Source organism: Nocardioides sp. Leaf285 (assembly GCF_001422955.1).
Lineage (GTDB): Bacteria > Actinomycetota > Actinomycetes > Propionibacteriales > Nocardioidaceae > Nocardioides > Nocardioides kribbensis.
The window spans coordinates 438,634-463,603 of record NZ_LMNH01000003.1 but is presented as its reverse complement, the minus strand read 5'-3'; the positions used below and the strand labels follow the sequence as shown (position 1 = coordinate 463,603).

22 protein-coding genes are annotated in these 24,970 nt (G+C 69.9%); 9 read left to right on the top strand and 13 right to left on the bottom strand.

The features are described 5' to 3' along the window. Positions 1-174: 174 nt before the first annotated feature. From ASF47_RS10560 to ASF47_RS10530, 7 genes are read right to left on the bottom strand one after another with little or no spacing between them, the layout of a single operon-like run. Complete coding sequence (locus ASF47_RS10560) at positions 175-957, bottom strand: ABC transporter ATP-binding protein (protein WP_056863947.1); 783 nt, start codon at positions 955-957, stop codon at positions 175-177. Then, positions 954-1,883, bottom strand: a complete 930-nt coding sequence (locus ASF47_RS21675) for an ABC transporter permease (protein ID WP_235557561.1) — start codon at positions 1,881-1,883, stop codon at positions 954-956. Before ASF47_RS21675 ends, ASF47_RS10560 begins: the two co-directional genes overlap by 4 nt. Further along, the gene (locus tag ASF47_RS10550) at positions 1,865-3,925 is read right to left on the bottom strand and encodes a glycosyltransferase (RefSeq protein ID WP_200919038.1); all 2,061 of its coding nucleotides are present in this window, start codon (positions 3,923-3,925) and stop codon (positions 1,865-1,867) included. Before ASF47_RS10550 ends, ASF47_RS21675 begins: the two co-directional genes overlap by 19 nt. Further along, entirely contained in the window at positions 3,922-5,112 is a 1,191-nt protein-coding gene (glf, locus tag ASF47_RS10545) for a UDP-galactopyranose mutase (protein WP_056863946.1), read from the bottom strand. The genes ASF47_RS10550 and glf overlap by 4 nt, the downstream gene beginning before the upstream one ends. Before the next feature lie 6 nt (positions 5,113-5,118). Next, on the bottom strand, positions 5,119-6,072 hold the full coding sequence (locus tag ASF47_RS10540) for a glycosyltransferase family 2 protein (RefSeq protein ID WP_056863945.1): 954 nt from the start codon (positions 6,070-6,072) through the stop codon (positions 5,119-5,121). Then, positions 6,069-6,980, bottom strand: coding sequence for a glycosyltransferase (locus ASF47_RS10535; RefSeq protein WP_056864590.1), 912 nt, complete (start codon positions 6,978-6,980; stop codon positions 6,069-6,071). Before ASF47_RS10535 ends, ASF47_RS10540 begins: the two co-directional genes overlap by 4 nt. 15 nt (positions 6,981-6,995) lie before the next feature. After that, positions 6,996-8,468 carry an LCP family protein gene (locus ASF47_RS10530; RefSeq protein ID WP_056863944.1) on the bottom strand — a complete coding sequence of 491 codons (1,473 nt, stop codon included), beginning with the start codon at positions 8,466-8,468 and terminating at the stop codon, positions 6,996-6,998. A 135-nt stretch (positions 8,469-8,603) separates the two neighbouring features. Between ASF47_RS10530 and ASF47_RS10525 the strand changes: the two genes are divergently transcribed. Both ASF47_RS10525 and ASF47_RS10520 read left to right on the top strand, forming a co-directional pair. Further along, positions 8,604-9,851, top strand: coding sequence for an LCP family protein (locus ASF47_RS10525; RefSeq protein ID WP_056863943.1), 1,248 nt, complete (start codon positions 8,604-8,606; stop codon positions 9,849-9,851). After that, positions 9,848-10,720, top strand: coding sequence for a crotonase/enoyl-CoA hydratase family protein (locus ASF47_RS10520; protein ID WP_056863942.1), 873 nt, complete (start codon positions 9,848-9,850; stop codon positions 10,718-10,720). The genes ASF47_RS10525 and ASF47_RS10520 overlap by 4 nt, the downstream gene beginning before the upstream one ends. A 91-nt stretch (positions 10,721-10,811) precedes the next feature. On the opposite strand, the gene ASF47_RS10515 is transcribed toward ASF47_RS10520, so the two are convergent. The 3 genes from ASF47_RS10515 to ASF47_RS10505 form a co-directional block, all read right to left on the bottom strand. Continuing rightward, positions 10,812-11,363, bottom strand: coding sequence for a Dps family protein (locus ASF47_RS10515; protein WP_056863941.1), 552 nt, complete (start codon positions 11,361-11,363; stop codon positions 10,812-10,814). Between the two features lie 65 nt (positions 11,364-11,428). Beyond that, on the bottom strand, positions 11,429-12,175 hold the full coding sequence (locus ASF47_RS10510) for a dienelactone hydrolase family protein (RefSeq protein WP_056863940.1): 747 nt from the start codon (positions 12,173-12,175) through the stop codon (positions 11,429-11,431). Between the two features lie 43 nt (positions 12,176-12,218). Next, positions 12,219-14,030 carry an acyl-CoA dehydrogenase gene (locus tag ASF47_RS10505; protein ID WP_056863939.1) on the bottom strand — a complete coding sequence of 604 codons (1,812 nt, stop codon included), beginning with the start codon at positions 14,028-14,030 and terminating at the stop codon, positions 12,219-12,221. A 255-nt stretch (positions 14,031-14,285) separates the two neighbouring features. On the opposite strand from ASF47_RS10505, the gene ASF47_RS10500 reads away from it, so the two are divergent. The 5 genes from ASF47_RS10500 to ASF47_RS21065 all read left to right on the top strand — a co-directional run bounded on the left by ASF47_RS10500 (position 14,286) and on the right by ASF47_RS21065 (position 20,528). Beyond that, positions 14,286-14,618, top strand: coding sequence for a helix-turn-helix transcriptional regulator (locus ASF47_RS10500; protein ID WP_056863938.1), 333 nt, complete (start codon positions 14,286-14,288; stop codon positions 14,616-14,618). Continuing rightward, positions 14,611-15,927: a site-specific integrase gene (locus ASF47_RS10495; RefSeq protein WP_056863937.1), complete on the top strand. Its 1,317-nt coding sequence runs from the start codon at positions 14,611-14,613 to the stop codon at positions 15,925-15,927. The genes ASF47_RS10500 and ASF47_RS10495 overlap by 8 nt, the downstream gene beginning before the upstream one ends. 49 nt (positions 15,928-15,976) lie before the next feature. Then, positions 15,977-19,558 carry an SIR2 family protein gene (locus tag ASF47_RS10490; protein ID WP_056863936.1) on the top strand — a complete coding sequence of 1,194 codons (3,582 nt, stop codon included), beginning with the start codon at positions 15,977-15,979 and terminating at the stop codon, positions 19,556-19,558. A 148-nt stretch (positions 19,559-19,706) separates the two neighbouring features. After that, a complete protein-coding gene (locus ASF47_RS21070; RefSeq protein ID WP_156697853.1) occupies positions 19,707-19,964 on the top strand; it encodes a hypothetical protein in 258 nt (85 codons plus the stop codon). A gap of 90 nt (positions 19,965-20,054) precedes the next feature. Further along, positions 20,055-20,528, top strand: coding sequence for a hypothetical protein (locus tag ASF47_RS21065; protein ID WP_056863934.1), 474 nt, complete (start codon positions 20,055-20,057; stop codon positions 20,526-20,528). A 60-nt stretch (positions 20,529-20,588) separates the two neighbouring features. Here the strand turns inward: ASF47_RS21065 and ASF47_RS10475 are convergent, their stop codons facing one another. Then, positions 20,589-21,896, bottom strand: coding sequence for a hypothetical protein (locus ASF47_RS10475; RefSeq protein ID WP_056863933.1), 1,308 nt, complete (start codon positions 21,894-21,896; stop codon positions 20,589-20,591). After that, positions 21,893-22,246 (bottom strand): hypothetical protein, encoded by a 354-nt coding sequence (locus tag ASF47_RS10470; RefSeq protein WP_056863932.1) that lies wholly within the window; start codon positions 22,244-22,246, stop codon positions 21,893-21,895. The genes ASF47_RS10475 and ASF47_RS10470 overlap by 4 nt, the downstream gene beginning before the upstream one ends. 246 nt (positions 22,247-22,492) lie before the next feature. Here ASF47_RS10470 and ASF47_RS20660 point away from each other — a divergent pair, with 246 nt between their 5' ends. Together ASF47_RS20660 and ASF47_RS10465 are read left to right on the top strand one after the other, a co-directional pair. After that, positions 22,493-22,660, top strand: coding sequence for a ribbon-helix-helix domain-containing protein (locus ASF47_RS20660; RefSeq protein ID WP_082500199.1), 168 nt, complete (start codon positions 22,493-22,495; stop codon positions 22,658-22,660). After that, the gene (locus ASF47_RS10465) at positions 22,657-23,973 is read left to right on the top strand and encodes a DUF3987 domain-containing protein (RefSeq protein WP_056863931.1); all 1,317 of its coding nucleotides are present in this window, start codon (positions 22,657-22,659) and stop codon (positions 23,971-23,973) included. Before ASF47_RS20660 ends, ASF47_RS10465 begins: the two co-directional genes overlap by 4 nt. Positions 23,974-24,166: 193 nt before the next feature. Here ASF47_RS10465 and ASF47_RS10460 read toward each other — a convergent pair whose 3' ends face one another. After that, complete coding sequence (locus ASF47_RS10460; protein ID WP_056863930.1) at positions 24,167-24,937, bottom strand: hypothetical protein; 771 nt, start codon at positions 24,935-24,937, stop codon at positions 24,167-24,169. Positions 24,938-24,970 lie beyond the last annotated feature (33 nt).

Genomic DNA, 24,970 nt, shown 5'->3' with positions numbered 1-24,970 from the left:
GTGCGCAACTTTCACACGCGTCACAGGGGGCACGCCACGAGAAGTGAGTAACTACAACGCTGTAATTTCCACTCGACACGCCGGCCGATCCGAGATTTGTCAAGTTCCCGTTCCTCCCCCGGACGGCACGAACCCCCGCAGCCCGGGGGCTGCGGGGGTTCGTGTCACGGGGGCTCAGATGTCGGCGCCGAGCTCCTCGTCCTGCTCCTCCTCGTCGGTGCCGGCGTCGTACTTGAGGTACTTGATGCCGGGGCCGACCTCGCCGTCGTAGCCGACCTTGCCGCTCTCCAGCACGATCACCCGGTCGCACATCTTGCGCACCGACGACGCGGCGTGGCTGACGTAGAGCAGCGTGCGACCCGAGTCGCGGATCTCCTGCATGCGCTCGAGGCACTTCTTCTTGAAGGGCTTGTCCCCCACCGCCAGCACCTCGTCGGCCAGGAAGATGTCGGAGTCGACGTGCACCGCGACCGCGAAGCCCAGCCGGGCGAACTGCCCCGAGGAGTAGTTGCCGACCGGGGAGTCGAGGTGGCGCCCGATGTCGGCGAACTCCACGATGTCGTCGAACTTGCGGGCCGTCTCACGCTCGGTCATGCCCAGCACGGCGGCGTTGAGGTAGACGTTCTCCCGGCCGGTGAGCTGCGGGTGGAAGCCGGCGCCGGTGGCGATCAGCCCCGCGATCCGGCCCCGCGTCAGCACCCGCCCGGAGTCGGGCTTCATCACGCCGTTGATCATCTTCAGCAGCGTGGACTTGCCCGAGCCGTTGAGACCCATCAGGCCCACCGACTCGCCCTGCTCGACGGTGAAGGAGACGTCGTCGACGGCCTGGAAGGTGTCGCTGACCTGGTGGCCCTTGAGCATGGCCACCGTGACCTGCTTGAACGTGCGGTGGTAGCGCAGCGTGAAGGACTTGGTGGCCTGGTCGACCACGATGGAGGTGTCGGCGGGGTAGCTCAATTCAGACGCTCCGGGATCTTGTTCTCCAGGCGGGTGAAGACCAGCTGGGCGATGACCAGCACCACGAGCGAGACCCCCACCATGGCCAGGCCGCGGGTGAAGAGGTGGTCGGGCAGCTCGGTGGCCGCGGTGGCGGTCGGGTCCTGCGTGGTGCCGACCCAGAAGGCGCGCTGCACCAGCAGCACGGCCTCGGCGAGCGGGTTGAGCATGTAGTACTGCGCGAAGGAGCCGAACCGCTCCTCCACGACGGCGTAGGGGTAGATCATCGGCACGCCGAAGCGCACGAAGTTGGTCAGGATGCTGACCACGCTGGCGAAGTCGCGGAAGTAGACGTTGGCCACGCTGAAGAGCAGCGCGAGCGCCGTCGCCAGCAGCATGATGATGCCCAGCGCCAGCGCCAGCGCGACCGGCACCATCGGATCGGGCACCCAGCCGTAGAACAGGCAGACGACGAAGAGGATCACGACCTGCGGGGCCACGTGGTAGAGCGAGACCAGCATCGAGGCCACGGGGAACATCTCGCGCGGCAGCGCCATCTTCCGCACCAGCGACTTGTTGCGCACGATCGACCGGGTGCCGGCGTTGAACGTCTCGATGAAGAAGTGCACGACGATGAGCGCCGAGAAGACGTGCACCGCGAAGTTCTCGGTGCCGCGGTCGAGCAGCTTGCCCAGGATGAAGTAGTAGATGAGGAACTGGCTGAGCGGGTTGATGTAGGACCACAGCAGGCCCAGGAACGACCCGGAGTAGCGGGCGCTGATCTCGCGCCGCACCAGCAGGCGCAGCAGGTAGCGGTTCTGGAAGACCCCCAGCAGCCCCGACCGCGCGGTCGGAGGGGCGAGGTCGGCGTCGACCCGACGGTGCGGGCGCGGCTCCTCGAGCGCGGCGCCCGTCGAGGAGGCCTCGCTCATCTCGTCCCGCGCCACGGCCGCAGGGTCTCCTCCCACGCCTCCGGCGAGGTGATCGCGCCGAGCGAGGCGCGGTACTCCTCGGCCAGGCGCGGCCACTCACGGCGCAGCCGGTCGTGGCTCTCCAGCGTGCGCTTCATGAGGTCGCGGAAGCGCTCGGGGTCGCGCTGGTAGAAGGCCGCCGACGTGCCGTCGTTCATCGACACGACCGCGGAGTCGTACTTGGCCAGGCGGTACCACTTGGCGTCCATCGCCGGCACCTCCGCCTCCGGGTGGCGCCGCGAGAGCTCGCGCACCGGGCGCAGCTGGCGCAGCGGCATGAGCGCGGCCGCCAGCAGCGTCGCCTTGCGACCGGGCACGCCGGTGTCGTCGCGGCCCTTGCGCGGCGGCTTCTGCCGGCGCACGGAGGGGAAGGCGTCGGGGTCGACCTCGAGCTGGGCGTCGGGGAACTGCTTCACGAAGGCCCGCACCTCGGGCAGCTTCGTGGCCAGCTGCGCGTGCAGGGCCTCGGGGCCGGCGAAGACGTCCTCGAGGGCGCGCAGCCGCAGCTCGGCGGTGGAGTACTGCATCGAGACGAGGTGCGCGATCTGGTGGTTGAGGCTCTCGCGCACCATCCGCCCGCCCTTGGGGTACGGCGAGTGCAGCAGGGCCGCCACCAGGCGGTTGCGGTAGTGGAAGTAGGACTGCCAGTCGAGGGCGTCGTTCTTGTCCGACCACGGCACGTGCCACACGGCCGCGCCGGGGAACGTGACCGTGGGGTAGCCGGCCTTCTTGGCGCGCAGCCCGAACTCCGAGTCGTCCCACTTGAGGAACAGCGGGAGCGAGAGGCCGACCTCCTCGAGCACCTGACGGGGCACGAGGCACATGAACCAGCCGTTGAAGTCGACGTCGATGCGCTGGTGCAGCCAGCGCGAGGAGCGCAGGTTGCGCGCGGCGAAGTCCCAGTCGTGGAAGACGCCCGGCGCCGACTGCCACCAGAAGCGCCACGGCTGCACGATCTCGCCGAAGCTGTGCAGCCGCGAGCGGGAGTAGATGTTGAACATGTGGCCGCCCACGATGGTGGGCCGGCGGGCCAGGTCGCCGAAGGTGACCGCGCGGACGATGCCCTCGGGCTCGCAGACGACGTCGTCGTCCATCATCATCGTGTAGGTCGCGGTGCCCTTGCGCACCGACTCCAGCTGGCCCCGGGCGTAGCCGCCCGAGCCGCCCAGGTTGCCCTGCTCGATGACCCGCAGTGTGTCGCCGAGGGCCTCGCGCGCCGCGGGGAAGTGCTCGGAGTCGCTGACCAGGTCGGTGCCCTGCTCCATGACGAGCACCTCGTCGAGCAGCGGGCGCAGTGCCTCGTCCTCGCCGATCTGCACGAGCAGCTCGGCGCAGAAGTCGGGGCGGTTCATGGTGGTGATGGCGATGTCGACGGTGCCGTGCTGCGCGCGCTCGGCGGGCACCTCGGCGGTCCACTCGGCCGACTCGACGACCACGTCGTCGTCGCCGGCGAGCACGTCGTACCAGTACCAGCCGCCGTCGACGAAGGGCTTGAGGGTCAGGTCGAAGCTGAAGGTGCCGCCGTCCTGGTCGCCGGTGGTGACCGCGTCGACGCGCTGGGAGTTGCCGCGGGCCATCGACTTGTAGACGACCAGGCTGGCGCCGCGGCCGCGCAGGCGCACCGTCAGGCGCACCGCCGACACGACGCTCCAGCGCCGCCAGTAGCTGGCGGGGAAGGCGTTGAAGTAGGTGCCGAAGGAAAGCGACTCCCCGCTGGTAACCCGCAGCGCGGTGCGCGACTCGATCTGGTCGGGGTGCAGCCGGCGCCCGGAGCGGGTGCTCTGGCGCATCGACGCCGCGTTGAGCTCGCGCGCGTTGCGGTTGGTGCCGATCTCGTACTTGTCGGCGTCGAGGACGGCGGGCTCGGTGTCGACGTAGAGCGGCAGCACGTCGAGGTCGCCGTCGAGCGGCAGGACCTGGCGCATCAGCAGCCGGGTGCTGGTGCCGGCCCCGCCCGCCGCGGCGGTCGAGTCGGTCGTGGGGGTCGTGCCCGTGGTGGTGCCCGTGGTGGTGCTCATGCGTCCACTCCTCCGCTCGTCAGCGGCGCACCCTCGGAGAAGTGCGGCGCGAGCTTGTTGTCGACCATCGACAGCGCGGAGCCGATGGCCATGTGCATGTCGAGGTACTTGTAGGTGCCGAGCCGGCCTCCGAAGAGGACCATCGGCTCGGCCTTGGCCAGGTCGCGGTAGGCGAGCAGCTTCGCGCGGTCCTCGGCGGTGTTGACCGGGTAGTAGGGCTCGTCGCCCTCCTCGGCGAAGCGGGAGTACTCGTGCACGACGATGGTCTTGCCGGGCAGGTAGGTCCGCTCGGGGTGGAGGTGCTTGAACTCCAGCGTGCGGGTGTAGGGCAGGTGCTCGTCGTTGGCGTTGACCACTCCGGTGCCCTGGTAGTCGTCGACGTCGAGGGTCTCGGCCTCGAGGTCGATGGTGCGCCACGACAGGCGGCCCTCGACGTTGCCGAAGTACTCGTCGACGGGTCCGGTGTAGACGACGGGGACCTTCCCCTTGTACTCGTCCTGCACGTCGAACCAGTCGGTGGACAGGCGCACCTCGATGTTCGGGTGGTCGGCCATCCGGGTCAGCCACGCGGTGTAGCCGTCGACGGGCAGGCCCTCGTGGGTGTCGTTGAAGTAGCGGTTGTCGAAGGTGTAGCGCACCGGCAGCCGCGTGATGATGTCGGCGCTGAGCTGCGTCGGGTCGGTCTGCCACTGCTTGGCGGTGTAGCCCTTGACGAAGGCCTCGTAGAGCGGGCGCCCGATGAGGCTGATCGCCTTCTCCTCGAGGTTGGTCGCCTCGGCGGTGTCGATCTCGCTGGCCTGCTCGGCGATGAGCGCGCGGGCCTCGTCGGGGCTGAGGTCCTTGCCGAAGAACTGGTTGATCAGCCCGAGGTTCATCGGGAAGGAGTAGACCTGGCCCTGGTAGCGCGCGAAGACGCGGTGCTGGTAGCCGGTGAAGTCGGTGAAGCGGTTGACGTACTCCCACACGCGCTCGTTGGAGGTGTGGAAGAGGTGGGTGCCGTACTTGTGCACCTCGATGCCGGTCTCGGGGTCGATCTCGCTGTAGGCGTTGCCGCCGATGTGGTCGCGGCGCTCGAGGACGAGGACCTTGAGGTCGAGCTCGCGGGCGCAGCGCTCGGCGACGGTCAGGCCGAAGAAGCCGGAGCCGACGACGACGAGGTCGGGCTGGGAGTGATCAGGTGTCGACACGATCGGTCAGTCTACGGACGACGAGGGCCGGGCCCGCATCCCACGCGCGGCGCGCATGGCACGGATCACGTTGCGCGCCTCCGCCCGCCCGCCGCGCAGGGGGCTGAGCAGCACGACGCCGAGGGTCACCAGCCACGGCTTGGCCCGCACGAGGGCGTTCTCGCCGTAGCGCAGGTGCACGACGAAGAGGTTGCGGTACATGTAGAACCCCTTCCACCCGGCCAGGTCGTGCTGCTGGTCGAAGTCGAGCTGGCGCACGAGCACCGCGTCGCGCAGCGCCCAGATGTGCGCACCCGCCTCCCGGGCGCGCAGGGCGTAGTCGACGTCGTCGTAGAAGATGAAGTACGACGGGTCGGGCAGCCCGATCCGGTCGACGACGCGGCGCCGCACCATGAAGCCCTCGAAGGCGACGTTCTCCACCTCCACCCGCTCCGGCATCGCCGCACGGGTGCCGTAGGTCGTCTCCACCATCGCCGTCTTGGGCTTCACCGCCCAGGGACGGGTCAGGTCGAAGCGCAGCGCGGCCTTCTCGCACAGCCGCCCGGAGGAGTCCTCGCGCACCGCGGCGAGGCAGTCCTCGTCGACGGCCATCATCACCGCCAGGCAGTCGGGCGCGGGCACGACGTCGTCGTCCATCAGCCAGAACCGGTCGTGGCCCAGGGCGTGGGCGGTGCGCAGCCCGAGGTGGAAGCCGCCCGCGCCGCCGAGGTTCTCCTCGCTGCGCACGACCGTGAGCGGCGCGAGACCCGGCAGGTCGGCGCCGGCCCCCGCGAGCACGTCGGCCGTGGCGTCGGTGCTGGCGTTGTCCACGACCACGATCGCGTCGGGGCTGTGCTCCTGCGCGGCCAGCCCCCGCAGCATGCCGACGAGGAGCTCGGCACGGTTGTAGGTGACCACCACCACCGCCACGCTCTCGGCGGGCGCGCCCGGCCGGCTGGGCGGGCTGGACGGGCTGGTCACGACAGGTACCTCCGGTGTCCGGTGAAGTCGCCGCGCAGCCCGGCGAGCATCGCCCGCGCGCTCAGCAGCAGCCGACCCGGCTGCGGTCGGGTGAAGGAGTAGAACCACACCGTCTTGGCCACGAAGGCCAGCGCGTGCGGCCAGCCACGGTAGTCGCGCAGGTTGAGCAGGTTGTTGCGCGCCATGCAGTAGTGCTTCAGGTCGCTCGGGCTGTGGTTGTACGTCGTGCGGCCGAAGGCCATCGGGGTGCCGAGCGCATCGGTCGCGGGGTGCAGGACCCGCGCCCCGACGACGGTCGCCACGCGCGCACCGGCGCGCCGGGCGCGCCACAGGTACTCCACGTCGTCGCCCCAGATGAAGAACTCCGCGCGGGGCAGACCGATGCGCTCCACCAGCGCGCGGGTCACCAGCACGCCGTTGAAGGGGATGACCACGTCGGGCAGCAGGCCGTCGGTGGCGGCGGCCTCGACGTCGTCCATGGCGTGGACCACCCGGGTGCCTCCGGGCAGACGGATCGGGAAGACCAGGCGGCGCGGGTCGTCGTGGGCGGCCACGACCGGACCCCAGAAGTCGAGGTCGCGGTGCTCGAGCAGCAGCGGCAGCGCCTCGACGTCGGGCAGGCCGTCGTCGTCCATCAGCCAGACCAGGTCGGCGCCCTCCTCGAGCGCCCAGGCCAGGCCGTCGTGGAAGCCGCCGGCGCCGCCGCGGTTGTCCTCCAGCGTGCGGGCGCGCACGTCCTCGCGCCCGGCCAGCCAGTCGCCGGTGCCGTCGGTGGAGGCGTTGTCGACCACCAGGACCTGCGCCAGGCCCGGCACCTGCGCCAGACGGTCGACCAGGTCCCGCAGCAGCGCGAGGCGGTTGAAGGTGACGACGACCGCCACGACACGGGGGGCGGGGGTCTCGGGCACGGAGGTCACCCTAGGTCAGCAGGCGGCGCCGAGGTCCTGGGCCTGGTTGGCGGCGTAGCCCCCGCTCAGCGAGCCCACCGAGCCACCGGTCACGGGGCCGTCGACGGGGCTCGTCGAGCCCGAGCCGCCGGCGCCGCCCGCGCCGGAGCCGGCCGGAGCGGTGCCCTCGGCCTTGGCGATGGCGGCGGCGACCTTGGTCTGGATCTCCTCGACGTCGGGGTGCGCGGTGTCGATCATCGGCGGCACCAGCGAGAGGGTCGAGACCTTCTGGCCGCGGGCCTTGAGCGCCAGCTGCATGAACGTGTCGAGCTCGGAGGCCGGGAGGTTGGTGGAGACCATCTCGGAGGAGGCGGCGGCGATGGACTCGAAGTTGCGCACCGCGACCTGGGGGCTGACCTGCTGGAGCATGGCGTTCATGACGCACTTCTGCCGCGCCATGCGCGAGTAGTCGTCGGAGCCCTCGCGGGCCCGGGCGTACCAGAGCGTCTCGAAGCCGTCGAGGGTGCGCGTGCCGGGCTCGATGTAGCCGGTGACGTCGTCGCCGAGACCGCCCACCGGGATCGGAGAGCGCACGGTGAGCTCGACGCCGCCGACGGCGTCGACGAGGTCCTTGAAGCCCTGCAGGTTGACCATGGCCCAGTAGTTGATCCGCAGCCCGGTGATGCCCTCGACGGCCGAGACGGTGGCGTCGACGCCGGGGTTGTCGGAGTCGCCGAAGAGCTCGGTGTTGTCACCGGCCCAGGTGCTCACGCCGTTGAGGTAGCAGCCGTCGCAGTCGAAGCCGTCGGGGAACTGCTCGTCCATGACCGAGCCCGGCGCGAAGGGGAAGTCGGCCATGTTGCGGGGCAGGCCGACCAGCACGGTGCGGCCGGTCTCGACGTCGATGGAGGCCACCGTCATCGAGTCGGGGCGCAGACCCCAGCGCCCCGCACCGGAGTCGCCGCCCATGAGCAGCACGTTGTAGCGGCCGTCGTGGGCGTCGGTGACAGTGGAGGAGGCGAACATCGTGACGATGAAGTCGCGCTGCACGGCGACCACGTGGGCGCCGAAGAGCATGGTGCCGGCGACCGAGAGGCAGAGCAGGCCGTTGACCCCGACCACCGCGCGGCGGTGGCTCATCGAGAGCGTCAGCGGCTGGCCGATGCGCCAGGCGTCGACGAAGAGCGCGGCCCAGGCCACGGCACCCACCATGAGCAGCACGCGCAGCACCAGCAGCACGGCCGGGCTCACGGCCATCTGGAGGGCCAGGCCGGGGTGGATCGCGACGGCCAGGCCAACGACCAGCACGGTGAGCAGCGTGCCGAGCCAGATCCGCACGGCGATCCTGCCGATGCGGCGGTCTCCGGCGACGAGCTGGGCCGAGCCCGGCACGACGAGGGTCATGGCCATCAGCGCGAGCGCTCGGCGGAAGCGCACGCGGGCCGCGCGGTCGGCTGCGCTCGGACGGGGCTGGCCGTCGAGCAACCCGGGGGAAGGTACGGGTGGCATCGAGGTGTCTCTCTCCTGCTCAGGACTGGTGGGGAAGGGTCCAGTGCTGTCGGCCAGTATCACCAGCCTCAGGAGTCACACGGGCCCCGACGCGCCGTGCCCGGCCAGGTCGGCCCATCGCGTAGCGTCCTCCCCATGGCAGACGGGCCCGGCCGCGGCGGCGACGACGAGAAGCGCTTCGACTGGCTCTACGGCGGACAGGGGGCGAGCGACCCCGACGCGACCCGGCCGGTGCGGCGCCAGCCCCGCCCCGCCTCCCCCGCCGCCGGGTCGGGCGCCCCCGACGACGAGGCGACCCGGGTCATGCGGGCCCAGCCCCGTGACCAGCCCCGTGACCAGCCCCGTGACCAGCCCCGCACGGCCACCCCGCCGCCCCGGGCCCCGGTCGCGCCGGCGCCGGCCGCGGCCTCCTCGGGCCGCCGACGTCCGCGCTTCCGCGCGCGCTACGTGCTGCTCCTGGTGCTGCTGTGGGTGGTCTACCTGGTCGCCGTGCCGGTCTTCGCCTGGACCAAGGTCGACAAGGTGGCCTTCGAGCCCCGCGGGGAGCGCCCGGCGGAGCAGCCGGGCACGACGTACCTGCTCGTCGGCAGCGACTCGCGCCAGGGGCTGAGCGCCGCGGAGCGCAAGGAGTACGGCACGGGCGACGCGAGCGGTCAGCGCACCGACACGATCCTGCTGCTGCACACCGGCTCCGGGCCCAACCTGCTGATGTCGATCCCCCGCGACTCCCTCGTCGACGTGCCCGGGTCGGGCACCACGAAGATCAACGCCGCCTACGCCTTCGGGGGCCCGAAGCTGCTCACGCAGACCATCGAGCAGAACACCGGCATCCGCGTCGACGAGTACGTCGAGATCGGCATCGGCGGCTTCGTCGACCTCGTCGACGCCGTGGGCGGCATCGAGATCTGCCCCCGGCAGGCCATGGTGGACCCGCAGGCCAACCTCGACGTGAGGAAGGGCTGCCAGGAGGCCGACGGCGTGACCGCCCTGGGCTACGCCCGCTCCCGCAAGACCAGCGGTCTCGGCGACATCGAGCGCGCCCGCCAGCAGCGCGAGGTGGTCGCGGCCATCGGGCGCGAGGTGGTCTCGCCCTGGTCGGTGCTCAACCCCGTGCGCTACTGGCGGCTCAACCTCGCCGCCACCGAGACGGTCACCTTCGGCGACGGCATGAACCCCGCGCGGGCCGCGATGTGGGCCTCGGCGATGACCCGGGTCAACGGGGAGAACGGCCTGACCTGCTCGGTGCCGATCAGCGACCTCGCCGTCAACTGGGACCCCGAGCGCTCGCGGCAGATGTTCCAGGCGATCATCGACGACGACACCGACAGCATCGACGACAGCCTGTGCACGCCCTCGGGCCTGCCGGAAGGAGCCACCTCGTGAGCTACGAGACCCTCACCTGGAGCGTGGACGACGACGGGGTCGCCACCCTGACGCTGCACCGCCCCGAGCAGCTCAACGCCTTCGACCTGGTGATGGCCCGCGAGCTGCTCCAGGTCTTCACCGTCGACGCCCACGACGACGCCGTGCGCGCCGTGGTCGTCACCGGCGCCGGTCGCGCCTTCTGCGCGGGCATGGACCTCTCGGCCGAGGGCAACGTCTTCGGGCTCGACGAGTCCCTCGACGTCACCCCCGAGGAGCTGCGCGAGCGCTACGACCAGGAGCCCTACCAGGACGGCCTGCGCGACACCGGCGGCAAGGTCACGCTGGCCATCCACGCCCTGCCCAAGCCCGTGATCGCGGCCATCAACGGCGCCGCGGTCGGCATCGGCGCCACGATGACGCTGGCCATGGACCTGCGCCTGGCCTCGACCCGGGCCAGGGTCGGCTTCGTCTTCGGCCGGCTCGGCATCGTCCCCGAGGCGTGCTCGAGCTGGTTCCTGCCCCGCATCGTCGGGGTGCAGCAGGCGCTGGAGTGGGTCTACTCCGCCGACGTGCTCACCGCCGAGCAGGCCCTCGAGGGCCGGCTGCTGCGCTCGGTGCACGAGCCCGACGACCTGCTGCCGGCCGCCCAGGAGCTGGCCCGCTCTTTCGTCAAGGACCGCTCCCCCGTGGCGCTCGCCCTGGCCAAGCAGCTGGTCTACCGCAACAGCGCCGCCCCGGAGCCGCTCGACGCGCACCTGTCGGACACCCTCGCGATGTTCCACACCTCGATCGGCGACGGCAAGGAGGGGGTGGCGGCGTTCAAGGAGAAGCGCACGCCGGTCTTCACCTCCCGCGCCTCCGAGGTGCCGCGGGTCTTCCCGCGCTGATCCGGCCCCGTCCCTCGACCGGACCCGGTCCGGACGCAGACGACCCCCCGCCCAGGAGGGCGGGGGGTCGTCGACGTCGAGGGGGCGTGGCTCAGCCGGCGGCCGCCGCGGCCTGCGTCTCGGAGGTGGCTCCGGCGGTCGACAGACCGCCCGACTTGTCCTCCAGGTGGGCGCGCACGAACCAGTGGAAGAGCTCCAGCTCGTTGATCTGGGCGATGAACATGTCCTGGGTGACTAGGTCGAGGTCGTCGAGCTCCTTCATGCCGTCGCGGTAGGAGGAGATGACGCCCTGGTAGACCAGGTCGAGGGCACCGAGGTGCTCCTGGGTGGTGGCGCGACCGATGCTGTACTCGTCCCAGGTGCGGTTCTCCACCAGCGAGCCGGGCGTGCCCTTGGGCGAGCCGCCGAGGGTCGCGATGCGCTCGGCCAGGTCGTCGGCGAAGCCGCGCACGGTCTCGACCTGGGGGTCGATCATCTCGTGGACGGCGATGAAGTGGGGACCCACGACGTTCCAGTGGACGTGCTTGAGCGTCAGGTGCAGGTCGTTGCAGGCGTAGAGGCGGCCCTGGACCAGCTCGACGACGCGTGCAGCGTCCTCGTCGCTCATGCCGGGCACGGTGTACTTGAGGTTGGGAGTGGCCATGGATCGAACGTACTGCGGCCCTCCGGGGGTCCCATCACCCGAAGGGGTGCCGCCGCCCGAGCTCCTCAGGCCGGGGCGATGGTGCGCCCGAGGAGGGCTCGCAGCTCGCTCGTGTGGCGCTCCGCGGCCTGCTCGTCGTACATCGAGGTGTCGGCCATGGAGTAGCCGTGCGCGGCGCCGGCGTAGACCTCGTTGAGGTGCGGGCGACCCGCCTCCTGGAGGGTCCGCTCGAGCGTCTCGACGGCCTCCAGCGGCATCGAGGCGTCCTGGTCGGCGTGGCCGAGCACGAACTCCGCGGTGGAGGCGGCCACGGCCAGGTGCGGGCTGTCGGGCTCGTCGGTGACCAGTCCTCCGCCGTGGAAGCCGCCGACCGCGCCGACGGTGCCGGGGAACTGCCCGGCGGTGCGCAGCGCGAGCCGCGCGCCCATGCAGTAGCCGATCACGCCGATCGGTCCGTCCCCGGCGTGCTCGAGCAGCGTGGCCACCCAGGCGTCGGCGTCGGGGCCCGACCGGTCGGGGGTGAGGGCGGCGATGCGGTCCATGACCCCCGAGGCGAAGAAGGCCTCCCGGGCGCCGTCCTCGCGCAGGTCGCCCTCGGGCTCGAGGTCGGCGGCCGAGCCGTCGCGGTAGAACACGTGCGGCACCAGCACGACGTAGCCCCACGAGGCGATGCGGTCGGCCATGTCGCGGGTCTGGCGGCGCAGGCCGATGGCGTCGACGTACATCAGCACGCCGGGGCGGCCGTCCTCACCGGTGAGGTAGGCCTCCGCGGTGCCGTCGGCGGTCTGGATCGAGAGCGTCTGCTGGGTCATGGCGCCGACGCTAGCGACCGCCAGGTCACCGGTCGGCGCCGACCTAGAGCCAGGCGTCCTCGACGTCGAGGACCGTGCGGTCGAGGCGCTCGAGCAGGTCCAGCTGCGGGTGCACCCGGGGCAGGTCGCAGCGCACGAACCAGCGCGCCGCGTGCCGCTTGCCGGCGTGCAGGTCGCTGTCGCCGTCGGCGGCCATCGCCTGCTGGAGCCACAGCCAGGCGACCACCACGTGCCCCGCCACCTCCAGGTACGCCGAGGAGTTGGCCGTGCTGACCCGGGGGTCGCCCGCCGACCAGAGCGTCGCCGTGACCGCGACCAGCCGGTCGGCCGCGGCCTGCACCGCCGCGGCGTCCTCGGCCAGGTCGCCCCCGCGGGCCGCGGCCGCGTCGGTCGTCTCCCTGATCCGGCGGGCGAGCAGGCGCAGGCCCGCACCGCCCTCGGCGACGACCTTGCGCCCGAGCAGGTCGAGGCCCTGGATGCCGTGGGTGCCCTCGTGGATGGGGTTGAGCCGGTTGTCGCGGAAGTGCTGCTCGACGTCGTACTCGCGGGTGTAGCCGTAGCCGCCGTGCACCTGGATGGCCAGGTCGTTGGCGGCCAGGCACCACTGGGAGGGCCATGACTTCGCGATCGGGGTCAGCACCTCGAGCAGCCGGTGCGCCTCCTCGCGGGCCGCGGGGTCCTCGGCGGTCTGCTCGTCGTCGACCAGACGGGCGGTGTAGAGCACCAGGCCGAGACCGCCCTCGACCCAGGCCTTCATCGTGAGCAGCATCCGGCGCACGTCGGCGTGCTCGACCAGGCGCACCGGCGGCGAGGCCGGGTCCTTGGCGCCGACGGGGCGGCCCTGGGTGCGCTCGCGGGCGTAGGCGAGGGCCTTGAGGTAGCCGGTGCAGCCCAGGGCGGCCGCGCCGAGCCCGACGCCGACGCGGGCCTCGTTCATCATGTGGAACATCAGCGCCAGGCCACGGTGCTGCTCCCCGACGAGGTAGCCCACCGCGCCCGGCTCGCCCCCGGGACGGTGGGCGCCCTCGCCGAAGTTGAGCAGGGTGTTGGTGGTGCCGCGCCAGCCCATCTTGTGGTTGAGCCCGGCCAGCACGACGTCGTTGCGCTCGCCCAGCGAGCCGTCGTCGGCCACCAGGTGCTTGGGCACCAGGAAGAGCGAGATGCCCTTGACCCCGGCCGGCGCGCCCGCGGTGCGGGCCAGCACGAGGTGCACGATGTTCTCGCCCATCTCGTGGTCGCCGCCGGAGATCCACATCTTGTTGCCGCGCAGCCGGAAGGTGCCGTCGGGCTGCTCGGTGGCGGTCGTGGTCACGTCGGCCAGCGAGGACCCCGCCTGCGGCTCCGAGAGGCACATCGTGCCGAAGAACCGGCCCTCGAGCATCGGGCGCACGAAGCGCTCGACCTGCTCGGGGCTGCCGTGGGCGACCAGCAGGTGGGCGTTGGCCTGGGTGAGGAACGGGTAGCCCGCCGTGCCGCAGTTGGCGGCCTGGAACCACGCCGCCACCGCCGAGGCGACCACCTGCGGCAGCTGCAGGCCGCCGAGGTCCTCGTCGAAGGTGGCGCCGGTGAAGCCGCTGGCGGAGTAGACCGCCAGCGCCTCCTCCACCTCGGGGTGCAGGTGCACCCGCTCCCCGTCGAAGCGGGGCTCCTCCTGGTCGTTGCGCTTGTTGTGCGTCGCGAAGTGGCGCGTGGCCACCGTCTCGGCCAGGTCGAGCACCGCGTCGAGGGTGTCGCGCGAGTGCTCGGCGTACCGCTCGCGCGTGAGGAGGTCCTCGACCCGCAGCCACTCGTGCAGTTGGAAGGCCAGGTCGGCGCGGGACATCACCGTCGACGACGGGGTGGTGCTGCGGGTCATGACGACCTCCTGCTCAGAGCTGGCTCTGCACCCCCGCGAGGAGCTGCCGGGCCATGACGATGCGCTGCACCTGGTTGGTGCCCTCGTAGATCTGGGTGGTCTTGGCCCCACCCATGGCCCACCCCATCTGACCTGCGGTTTCTCCGTGGTCGTGTCACACAGAGTCACATAGCGCATTCCTCAGCATGCCGACTCGTTCGGACTGGTGCTGGCAGTGATTGCCCAGCTTCCGGTCGCGCAACACGGGTCAGGGACATGACCGACCAGATCCCAGCGCCTGCATCCGGCTGCTGCCAGCACTACCCCAACCGCGTCCTGCGCAAGCGTGACCTCGCCCGTGAGCTCGGCGTCTGCGACAAGACCATCGACAACCTCGTCGAGGGCGGCAAGTTGCCCCAGCCTTGCTCGCTGAACTCCATCGCGGTGTGGATGCTCTACGACGTCCACGACTTCATCAGCGCCGCCAGCAAGGCCCTCACCAGCGCCCGCGACCGCGAGTCCACCAAGGAGGCGACCTCCTCCGAGGGGACTCAGGACACCAAGAAGGCGAAGAAGCCCGCACACAAGGCAGGCAAGTACAGTGTCTGACCGCAAGCGGACTGCCGCCAAGCAGAAGATCACGCGTCGCCGCGACGACGACCCCGTCAAGATCGCGAACGACTTTCGGGTCTCGTGGTACCCCGGTGGCGTCCCGGGCAAGGGCAACAAGCGGAGGCAGCAGCGCTGCAAGAGCCGTGAAGAGGCCGAGGCGTTCGCCGCGGAAAAGTACGCCGAGATCGACCGGCACCGCTCGCGTGGGCCGCTGAGCCACGAACCCTTGGGCGTGGCCTACCTGCGCTTCGTCACCTTCCTCGGCACCTCGAACACTCCGCAGGGCACCACCGACCAGTACCGGTCGAACTGGAGATGTCACATGCCTGAGGCCGTGGCAGACGTCCCCTGCGGTGACCTCAACGTCGGACACTGGACTCAGGTGTTCGAGGAGATGCTGATCGACGGCGCCAGCAAGGAGACCATGCGCGCTGTGGCGCGGACGCTAGGCGCCCTCATCACCTACGCCGAAAACCGCAACTACTTCGGCGACCGTGACGCGTTCGGAGTCTCCGCGCGTCGACGCCGCGGCATCGTGGCGGATCTGGCCAAGAGGGCACCAGCCGCCGCGGATCAGGACAAGATCGGCGTGGAGCACTGCCCTGCTCCCACCACGATCCACCGATTCGCTCGCTTCGCGGAGAGCGTCTTACCCGGTTACGGGTTCCTGCTCGTTCTTCTCGCCTTCGCAAGCGGTCTTCGCTTCACCGAGTGCCTCGGCCTTCGTGTCGAGCACATCGACCTGCGCACCGGCAAGATCCGTGTCGTCCAGCAGTTGAACCGCTACCAGGTCTGGCCCACGGTCGCGCCGCCCAAGGGTGGCAAGTCGCGCACGGTACAGATCTGGGCAGCCTACGAGTGGGTTCTTCACCGGCTCGTCGCGCAGGCAGCTACCCACACGGAAGATGACGAGGGCTGGCTGTTCCCGCCAGATCGCAAGGTCAAGCGCTGGGCTGACCGCGTCAACCGGCTGATCAACCAGGACGCTGTGGCGTTGTACAACGACGACGCGGACGGGCAAAGCGAGACGGACGACAGCACGAGGTGGGGTTGGACGTTCCATTGGCTCCGCCACGGACATGCGTCCTACAGCCTGGCCTCGAAGGAGCACGGCGGCCTCGGCTTCAGCGTGACTTACGTGCAGGGGCAACTCGGGCATGCCAAGCCCACCACCACCACGGACCGGTACCAGTCCCCCATCGCCGGAGAGGGCGATGCTGCTCGCAAGATGTCGCGGACGCTCCCGTGGGAGGTTACGACTCACGAGACACCCCCGGCATCTGCGATGACCGAGGAAGTCGCTTGATCGGGCGCCGGCGGCGTCCTTTGTCACCGCGAGTCGCTACGTTGCCCGCATGTGGTTCCGCGAAGTCGACGTGCCGGACGAACTGATCGAGGCGGCGACGGAGGGCAAGCTCGTGCTCTTCGTCGGGGCGGGGGCGTCCCTCGACGAGCCGTCGGGCCTTCCTGACTTCGCCAACCTGGTGCGGGACGTGGGAGCACGCGCCCGCAGGGTGCCAACGGATCGCGACCTGGAGCGACCCGATGTGTTCCTGGGCGACCTCGGGGATCTCCAGATCGAAGTTCACACGTTGGTCGCAAACGCAATCAACATGCCCGACAGCCAGCCGAACCGCCTCCACGAGGCGATCATCGACTTGGCACGGGTACACCCCAACCCCCGGGTGGTCACCACCAACTACGACCTCCACCTCGAACGAGCCAGCCGCAGCAAGGGGCTGGATCTCGACGTCTACCGCGCGCCCGCGCTTCCGGTCGGCGACGACTTCACCGGCATCGTCCACCTGCACGGGGCCTTGGACCAACCCCCTCGCAGACTGGTGGTGACCGACGAAGACTTCGGCCACGCCTACCTGCGTGAGGCATGGGCGGCCCGGTTCCTCGACCGCATGTTCGCGGCCTTCTCCGTCGCTTTCATCGGCTACAGCCACGGCGACATCGTCATGCAGTACCTGGCGCGCTCCCTGGGCCGCGAGGGGCGACGTTTCGTCTTCACGCATGATGCCGACAGCCGCGAGTGGCGGAGGCTCGGGCTCCGTCCCGTGCACTACCCGGTTGACGGCTCGTCCCACCTAGCGCTGGTCGACGGGCTCGAGCGCTGGGCCGAACTCACCTCGTGGGGACGACTCGATCATAGACACCGTATCGCCGAACTGGTCGGCAACGGCCCGCCCACCATCCCCGAGGAGGTCTCGTACCTCGAGCAGGCCCTTGGTGACCCGGAACGGGTTCGCTACTTCACCGAGCAGGCTCGTGGATCCGACTGGTTGTTGTGGGCTGCGAACCGTCCCGAGTTCAACTGGCTCTTCAGTCCGACGGTCCCCTCCGGCGCAGACCGGACGGTCGCGGAGGCACTCACAACTTGGGTGGCCGACCAGTACGTCATGGACGAGCAGGAGTCACCCACCGCTCTTCGCCTCCTTCGCAGTCGGCCGTGGAGCCCCGGCATGTGGGACACCGTGGCGCACCGGCTGTTCGCCCAAGAGCGACGCGTACCGGACTGGCAGGTGCCGTGGCTCCTACTCGTTCTGCATCGCTCTCCAACCGACGACGGCGATCTGCTCGACATGCTCCTGTGCAAGGAGTCATGGCAGGAGCGCCCCGACCTCGCGCTCATGTTGCTGGAGCACCGCACGCGGCCACTGCCCCGGTCCGGTCTGGACTTCGGGCCCTCGAGCGACGCGCCTCGGTTCGAGGTCGCATTCGCGGGCGACGACCACTGGCTCGACGAGGCATGGAAGAAGGTCTTTGTCCCGCTGCTGCCTCAGCACGCACCGGAGCTGCTGGACCTGGCGGTGCGCCAGCTGCGCGACGCCAATCGGCTCGCTGGAGCGCTCCAGCCGGGATTCGACGCTCTGTCCTTTGGCCGCTCAGCGATCGAACCTCATCCACAGGACGAGTTCCGAGAGGTAGCCGACGTGCTGATCGATGCGGCTCGCGACAGCCTCGAACACCTCCTCCACGCGTTGCCCCAGGAGGGGGCTGCGGCGGTCGATCGGCTCGCTCGCGCGCGCGAGCCCCTCCTTCGGCGCCTCGCCGTGCACGCATGGCGCTTGCGCGAGGACCGGTCTCCCGACGAGAAGCTGCGCTGGATCCTCGACGAGAACCTGCTCTACGACCTCGACCTCCAGCACGAGGTCTACATGCTCCTGGGGGACACGGTCGCGCTTGCATCAGACGACGCCGTCGGCGCCGTGTTGGATCGCGCGAAAGACGGGCCGCAGGACGGAGAGGAACGCTCGCCGTACGTCCCCTACAACCTGCTCGCCTGGCTCCACAGCGCCGCACCGGAGAACGCCACCATCACCGAGGAGTTCACCAGGCTGCAGGAACAGCATCCTGAGTTCGCGCCTCGCGAGCACCCGGATCTGAACATGACGATGACGTCGGGGTTCGTGGAGGACGCGGAACCGTTCTCCCGAGACGAGCTCCATGAACTCATCGAGTCAAGCCCCAGCGAGGCGTACGCAGCCATCCGGTCGTATGCGACCGCCGACGAGTTCCGGCTCACGGGCCCGACTTGGACCGGAGCGCTGAACGCGCTGCGCGGGTGCGTATCCCACTACCCGAGCGACGGGATCCGACTGGCGGACGTGCTGGCGCCAGAAGACAGCGACGTCCGCGACGCCCTCGTTCGCGCCTGGAGCGCGGCAAACTTGTCAAGCACACCCGAGCGGGCCAGCGGCGCGGAGCCCCTCGAGGAGAACCGACCGCACCCCATCGCCGTCACGCCCGAAGACGTACTCACGGTAATCGCGTCCTGGCCAGCGGATGCAGTGAGATCCGCAGTGGCCAACATGTTCGCCCGCGGCGGCACCGCCGACCACCCGACCGCATGGCACACCATGATGCCCGCACGCCGCCTGGCCACTGACCTCTGGCCCACCACGCAGATCACGGGCAACGTCGTGGACAGCGAGGACCACTACCTCGAGGCAATCAACCATCCGGCCGGCGACCTCGCGCAGTTCTGGATGAACGTGGTTGCCCACGAATGGCGGGCGCACACCGACACCTGGTCCGGATTGCCTGACGAGCTCCGGGCAGAGCTCGACCGAATGGTCCAGGACCAGTCCCGTAACGGGCTCTTGGCCCGTGTTCTGCTGTCGACGAGACTCCGCTTCTTCATGGGGGCGGATCCCGCATGGGCGAAGTCCCGACTCATGCCGTTGTTCGCGTGGGACCGGGACGAGGCTGATGCCTTCGAGGTGCGCGGGATCTGGCGGTCGTTTGTGCAGTACGGCCAGTACGACGACCAGATCCTCGCCGAAGGACTCCTTGACGCGATGTTGGCGACGATGCGACGCGCGAACGGTCTCGACGACGACGAAGCCGTCGCTCAGCTCGGCCGCCAGCTCGCGACCGTCGCACTGAAGTCCTCGCTGGACCCGAGGGGCTGGTTGCCCACACTCACGACTGACGCGCCCACCGTCCTGCAGTTGGCTTGGATCCGGTCCGTGGGCCGCCAACTACGTGACATGGACCCGCAGGAGGCCTCCGCCCAGTGGAGCCGGTGGATCAGGGAGTACTGGGCCGGACGGATCGACTCCCTACCCCGACCCTTGACCACGGACGAAGCGTCGGCCATGGCCCTGTGGGTGCTGGGGCTACCTGATGACCGGCCGGCGGCGGTCGAACTGGTGGAACGCACCGACGCCGGCTTGGTGAAGGACGACCGCGTCCTGATGCACCTCACCGGCTCTCGCCGCGAGCACGAAGACCTGACCCGCGACCCCGAGACTTGGGCGCGTTACCTGGTTCACCTTCTGCGGGGCACTACGGATCCGCCCTGGGCGCTCGACCACTACCTGCGCGAGATCGTCAGCGTTCTGCGGCCGGTGGCACCTTCAGCCCTGCTTACCGAGCTCATCGAGGAGGCCATGCGCCTCGGATGCACCAACGCAGCGGACTGGTGAAGCAGGCGCCGTTGACGCACGCCTGCTGTTCGGTCACAAGTGCCGACTCCACATCAGACCGCGCTCCGGGTAGCGGCGGCGCGAACGAGTCCACAGCCCGTCATCGCCTGCCCGCCCGGATGTCGTGTCGGCCCGCGACCCTGACGGCATGAGCACCCCTGAACAACGCGCCCACTGGCGCCGACGTGCGACCTGGTTGACGCAGCTGGGCCTTGCCACCGACGAGCCCGCCCCCGCGGAGACCGTTGAAGAGGTCGGCCATGCTGTGCTCCACCTCCTGGATGAGATCGAGCGCCTCGAGGACGAGCTGCGCGAGTCGCGCCGCATCGGCGTCTGGCTCTACGACCACCTCGCCCCGGGGCCCGCATCCTCCTCGGCGACGTGTCCGAGTGGCCGTGGCTCGTGACCAACACCAAGGAGCGATGACCGCAGTGCCGCGATCCGTACGGCTCAAGGGGGCACTGTGCAGCCCCACCCTCGGGGCACGGTGGCGCACATGACCGACGACCACGACCACGACCATCGGGCCGAGGTGGCGTTCCTCGACTACGTCGCTGCGCCAACGCCGGACAACGCTCACGCAGCCGAGCTCGCCATCGCCCTCCTGCAACGCCGCTACGACGGACTCCTCCGACGGCTGGACAGCAACGCAGCCCCTCCCCTGACGCCCGCACACACCCACAACGCCTGGGACCTACCGGAGGCCTGCCTCGAGGGCAGCCTCACGGACCTCGCGGAGGGGACGTTGGAGGACTGGCCGGCCACCCTCGCCCATGGCCTTGAGGCCCTGCGCGCACTGGTCCATGACGTCGACGAGGCGAGACGCTACGGACGGCTGCTCTACCAACAGGTGACGGTCGGAGTGATCGACTACGGCGCGCTCGGAGTGCCGATGGACTCGGAAGAGTGGCCGGCCTGGTTGACCGACTACGACGGTGACGACCCTGCTCGGCAGGCCCCCGCGCCGTAGGCCAGGGCGTGGACCACGCAGAGTGAGGAGGAGCGCATGATGCGCTCCTCCTCACTGGTTCTACGGGTGCATGAGGGCGATGCCCTCGGTCAGGGTCTCCCTCACCTTCTGCTGGGTGTCTCGTCCGAGCACAATGAGCTTCTCGAGCGAGTTCTTGGCCTGGATGGCCAGGCGGCCCACCTCGTCGAGCTGGCTGATGCCAGCGAGCGCGACGTTGAGCCGCGCCTCGACCTGGTCGAGGTCGATCTCGGACCCGTCGTCGTGCCGGACCTTCAACATCGCCACGTGCTCGCGAAGGAGAAGGTAGATGAGCTCGGGTACGCCATCACCGTGTTCGGTGCTGACGACGTACGCGCAGGTGTCCACGCGGGCGAACGATCCGCCACCGGGCACCTCAACGTCTGTCGGGACGAGCACGAGACCGCCTGCCGCGTCGCGGACACGGCATGCGTTGGCGATCTCCTCGCGGTGTTGCTTCGCCGACAAAGCTCGTGTTCTCGACTTGGATTCGATGACGATCCTGACCTGTCGGCCGTGGCCTGTGATGGCCTGCGACAGGGTCGCGACGCCATCGCCTGTGCGACGGGTGGTCCCACCTGTACCTGGCTGACCTCCGGTGCGCTCGAACATGTCACCTGCGGCCGTCACGACGTCGTGGCACAGCGCCATGGCGTCGTTGTCGTTGGCGGCCCCGATCGCGCGGCTGCTCTTGGCGCCGGCGGTCTTGGCCACCTGCGCGGCCTCGACGAGGCCCTTGACGAGAGCGAGCTGCTCACCGAGCTCGCGACGGGTGCCGCCGAGCTCTTCGAGCACCTCCTTGCGCAACTGGCGGACCGGTCCGTCGCGATCGAGGCTGAGGGCATCGCGGACCGACTCGGAGTGCCGAGTCAGCGCCGTGGTGAGCTCCCGGACCCCCGCGTCCTGAACGGCTCGCGCCGCCTCCATGACGCTGGCTCGGACGTTCCCGGCCTGGCCGGCGAGCGCTGCCTCGACTTGGGCGGGGAGCCGGTCGAGGACCGCGCTGGCCGTTTTCGCGACCGCCTCCTCGCCTCCCCGGAGGCGCAGGAGCGTCTGATCAAGGTTGGCCAAGGCCGCCTCGGACTTCGCGTCCACCCTGTCCGCGAACGCATCCAGAGTGCGGGTGAGCGAGCCGGTGTCGATACCGGCTGTGCCCAGGGAGAGGGCGACCAGGCCGACGGGGACGGCGCGCCTGACCAGGTCGGCTGCGGCGTCCGCGCCGTGCTCGGTCATGTGACCTCGGACGAACGCGGCGGCCTCGCCGTGAGTGACGGACAGGTCGTGTATCACCACGGTGTCCCCGGTGACGGTGACCGGTCCGGCCCCGGTGGGGATGTGAGCGACAGTCATCGCGCACCTCCCAGATCCGTAGGAAGCGGAAGATCGGCGGGGAGACCCAGCCGGGCCTTGCGGCAGATGAGGCATGTCTCGGGAGGCGTCTCTGCCACGTGCAGCAGTGTGGCCTCCCAGACCCACAGCTCCGCCATCACGACATCGGGGTCGGTCAGGCGGTCGGCGAGGGCTTCCTCGACCTGGAGCTGCAGGATCCGCAGGGACTCTTCGTCCGAGCTGCGGTGCGCGGCCGCCGAGGCGGCGCGCTGGGTGAGCTCTGTCCAAAGCTTCAGGAGACGCGTCGTCTCCCGGTCGCCGGGCGGAGCGGGGTTGGCAGCGAGCGCAAGCGCGGGCTGCGGCTGGTTCATCGGTGTCACGTAGACCCTCCAGCGGGTGTCGGCCGCAGCGGTGTGGGCCTGATGCCCCCACCGTCAGCGGGGGCTCTCTTGTCTGGCCCACCGGCACCCGTCCGCGCCAGGACGCCGCACGCAAGCGTGTGGCGCAGATTTCGTCGAACGGTCTGTCGACCTGATTGCGGCGTGACGCCCGACGAGGACTTTCAGTGATCGTCGCGACAGCGGCACCACATCAGACCGATCACATCAAGGAATCGCATGGACCACCGATCCACCACCGCCCACAACGACGTCGTCATCGTCGTGCGCCTCCCGCACGACCTGCGCGACGCCCTGAAGGAGCACGCTGCCGCACAGGACCGTTCTGTGGCATCGCTGCTGCGCATGGCCGCGCGCACGTACCTCGAGAGCGAGGAGGGCCGGTGAGGACGGCCAGCCCCGAAACGACCCAGTCCGCGGCCGCGGCTTCCGACGCGGACTCTTTCGAGTTGCTGGGCCGGCTGAGGTTGGCACGCCGCCTGGAGAACCGCGAACGTGCACCCGAGCTCGCTCCGGAGGCGCTGCACGGGATTGCCGGGAACGTCGTCCGCGCCCTCGCTCCGCTCACCGAGGCGTCGGTACCGGCCATGCTGTTGACCCTCCTCGTGTCCTTCGGCGCCATGGTCGGCCGCGACGCGTACGTGCTCGTCGGTCATCAGAGGCACTACCCGGTGCTCTTCGGTGTCGTCGTCGGCACTTCCGCCCGCGCTCGCAAGGGCACCGGGGCTGCGGCCGTGCGCCCTGTCCTCGCGGCCGCCGATGCGGAGTTCATGAAGAAGCGGCAGATCCGCGGCGGCATCCAGTCGGGCGAAGCTCTGATCCAGGCTGCGGCCGCCTCGGATCATGACGACGCGGAGGCGAACGAAGATGCCGACCAGCGCCTCCTGATCGTCGAGGAGGAGTACGCACGCCTCCTCACGGTGGCCGGACGCCAGGGGTCGACGCTGTCCGCCATCATGCGCTCCGCCTGGGACAGCGATGAGCTGAGTGCCCGCACGAAGGCGCAGACCCTGACGGCTGGCAACGCACACGTCGCGGTGCTTGGTCAGGTCACGATCGCCGAGCTCACCGAGGTCCTGAAGCCGGTCGACATCACGAACGGGTACGCGAACCGCTTCCTGCACGTGCTCAGCCACCGCGGCGCCCTCCTTCCCGAACCCGGGCGCCTGGCGGATGCCCAGGTCGAGGAGTTCGGGAAGCGGTTGCGCCAGGCCGTCGAGTTCTCCCACCGCTGCGGAGAGGTGAAGCGCAGCCCCGAGTTCCAGGTCGCCTGGGAGAGGCTCTACCGAGTCGTCGAGTCGCAGCCCTCTGGCGGCATGGTCTACGACTCCCTCACTGGCCGCGCGAGTCCCTACCAGCTCCGGCTTGCCATGATCTACGCGTTACTTGACCAGTCCCCGACCCTCGAAAAGGCTCATCTCAGGGCTGCTGCCGCGCTCTGGGAGTACTCCGAGGCGTCGGTCGCCTACATCTGGGGCGCAACGCTCGGCGAGGAGGGACTCGACCGCCTGTATGCCGCCGTCAAGGCTGCCGGCGAAGACGGACTCGACCGCACCCAGATCAACGGCCTCTTCTCGAAGAACAGGAGCAGGACCGAGCTCGACGGCCTCGTGGCTCGGCTCGTCGAACTCGGGCTCGCAGTCGCGTCCTCCCAACCAACGGGAGGTCGTCCCAGGCAGGTCGTCACCGCTGTGACCTGACGGAAGAAACGAAAGAACGAAGAAAGCTCAACCGAGCTTTCTTCGTTCTTTCGTTTCTTCCGTAGACCCGCGGACGCCGGCGCCCGGGTCAGCCTTGGGCGCCGGACCACGCCGCAGGACCGCGGATCATCGCCACCCGCCTCGGGATACGAGCGCCACCGACACCAACCTCACACGCACCTCGGGCCGGCCGTCATGGGTGCTCAGCGAGCCGGCGCAGCATGTTGGCCAGGGCGATGACCGCGTCGGCGACCACCCCCGCCTCGGTCCGCGTGGGCGCCCCGCGATGCTTCACCGCCTGCGCGAGTTCGATGGTCGCGCGGGCGAACTTCCGCATCTCTGCGTTCTCCGGACCCGGCAGTCTGGCTTCGATGTACCGATCGAGGCGCACCTTCGTCTTTGCGACAGCGGGCTCGTCCTCGCCCGGCGGCGTGTGCTGCTCGTGGATGTACACCTTGCGGCTCAGAGCCTCGGCGAGGTGAACGCAGTCGTTCCCCACGGCTCGATAGTCCTGCGGAGTCCGCGCGGTGCGGAAGTGCCGCCGCAGCTCACCGACCTCAGTGTCGATCTCGGGCCAGCCCAGCCGGTCGTGCTCCGAGGCCGCCTCCATCAACGTCGAGTCCAAGGCCCGGTCCTGCATCGACATCATCGTCGCGTAAGGACTATCGAACAGATCACCGAGCAAGTCCCGCCGCGCTTGCCAGCCGCCAGGGCCTGATGCCCCTTTGCGGATCCAGTACGAGCGCCATGACGCATGGTCCCGGAACGGCAACTTGAACTCATGCCCCGCCCGCGCAGATGCACGCTCCAACGCCCGCACGGCCGTACGCATCTCCATGTCCGAGGTGCGCTGGTCGCCGCTCGTGCCCGAGAGTTGCAAGTCGTCGCGCACCAGGTCCATCAACGCCAACGCCACGTCCAGGTCCCGGGCCGCCTCGTCAGGGCGCTCAACCAGCGCAGCCAAACCGCCCCGTGTCGAGTTCCTTGAACCGCCCCG

Excerpts from the sequence above, each read along its gene's own strand:
- ASF47_RS10550 (WP_200919038.1), bottom strand. The coding sequence starts at position 3,925 with ATGAGCACCACCACGGGCACCACCACGGGCACGACCCCCACGACCGAC.
- ASF47_RS10530 (WP_056863944.1), bottom strand. The coding sequence starts at position 8,468 with ATGCCACCCGTACCTTCCCCCGGGTTGCTCGACGGCCAGCCCCGTCCG.
- ASF47_RS10525 (WP_056863943.1), top strand. The coding sequence starts at position 8,604 with ATGGCAGACGGGCCCGGCCGCGGCGGCGACGACGAGAAGCGCTTCGAC.
- ASF47_RS10515 (WP_056863941.1), bottom strand. The coding sequence starts at position 11,363 with ATGGCCACTCCCAACCTCAAGTACACCGTGCCCGGCATGAGCGACGAG.
- ASF47_RS10510 (WP_056863940.1), bottom strand. The coding sequence starts at position 12,175 with ATGACCCAGCAGACGCTCTCGATCCAGACCGCCGACGGCACCGCGGAG.
- ASF47_RS10505 (WP_056863939.1), bottom strand. The coding sequence starts at position 14,030 with ATGACCCGCAGCACCACCCCGTCGTCGACGGTGATGTCCCGCGCCGAC.
- ASF47_RS10500 (WP_056863938.1), top strand. The coding sequence starts at position 14,286 with ATGACCGACCAGATCCCAGCGCCTGCATCCGGCTGCTGCCAGCACTAC.
- ASF47_RS10490 (WP_056863936.1), top strand. The coding sequence starts at position 15,977 with ATGTGGTTCCGCGAAGTCGACGTGCCGGACGAACTGATCGAGGCGGCG.
- ASF47_RS21070 (WP_156697853.1), top strand. The coding sequence starts at position 19,707 with ATGAGCACCCCTGAACAACGCGCCCACTGGCGCCGACGTGCGACCTGG.
- ASF47_RS21065 (WP_056863934.1), top strand. The coding sequence starts at position 20,055 with ATGACCGACGACCACGACCACGACCATCGGGCCGAGGTGGCGTTCCTC.
- ASF47_RS10475 (WP_056863933.1), bottom strand. The coding sequence starts at position 21,896 with ATGACTGTCGCTCACATCCCCACCGGGGCCGGACCGGTCACCGTCACC.
- ASF47_RS10470 (WP_056863932.1), bottom strand. The coding sequence starts at position 22,246 with ATGAACCAGCCGCAGCCCGCGCTTGCGCTCGCTGCCAACCCCGCTCCG.
- ASF47_RS20660 (WP_082500199.1), top strand. The coding sequence starts at position 22,493 with ATGGACCACCGATCCACCACCGCCCACAACGACGTCGTCATCGTCGTG.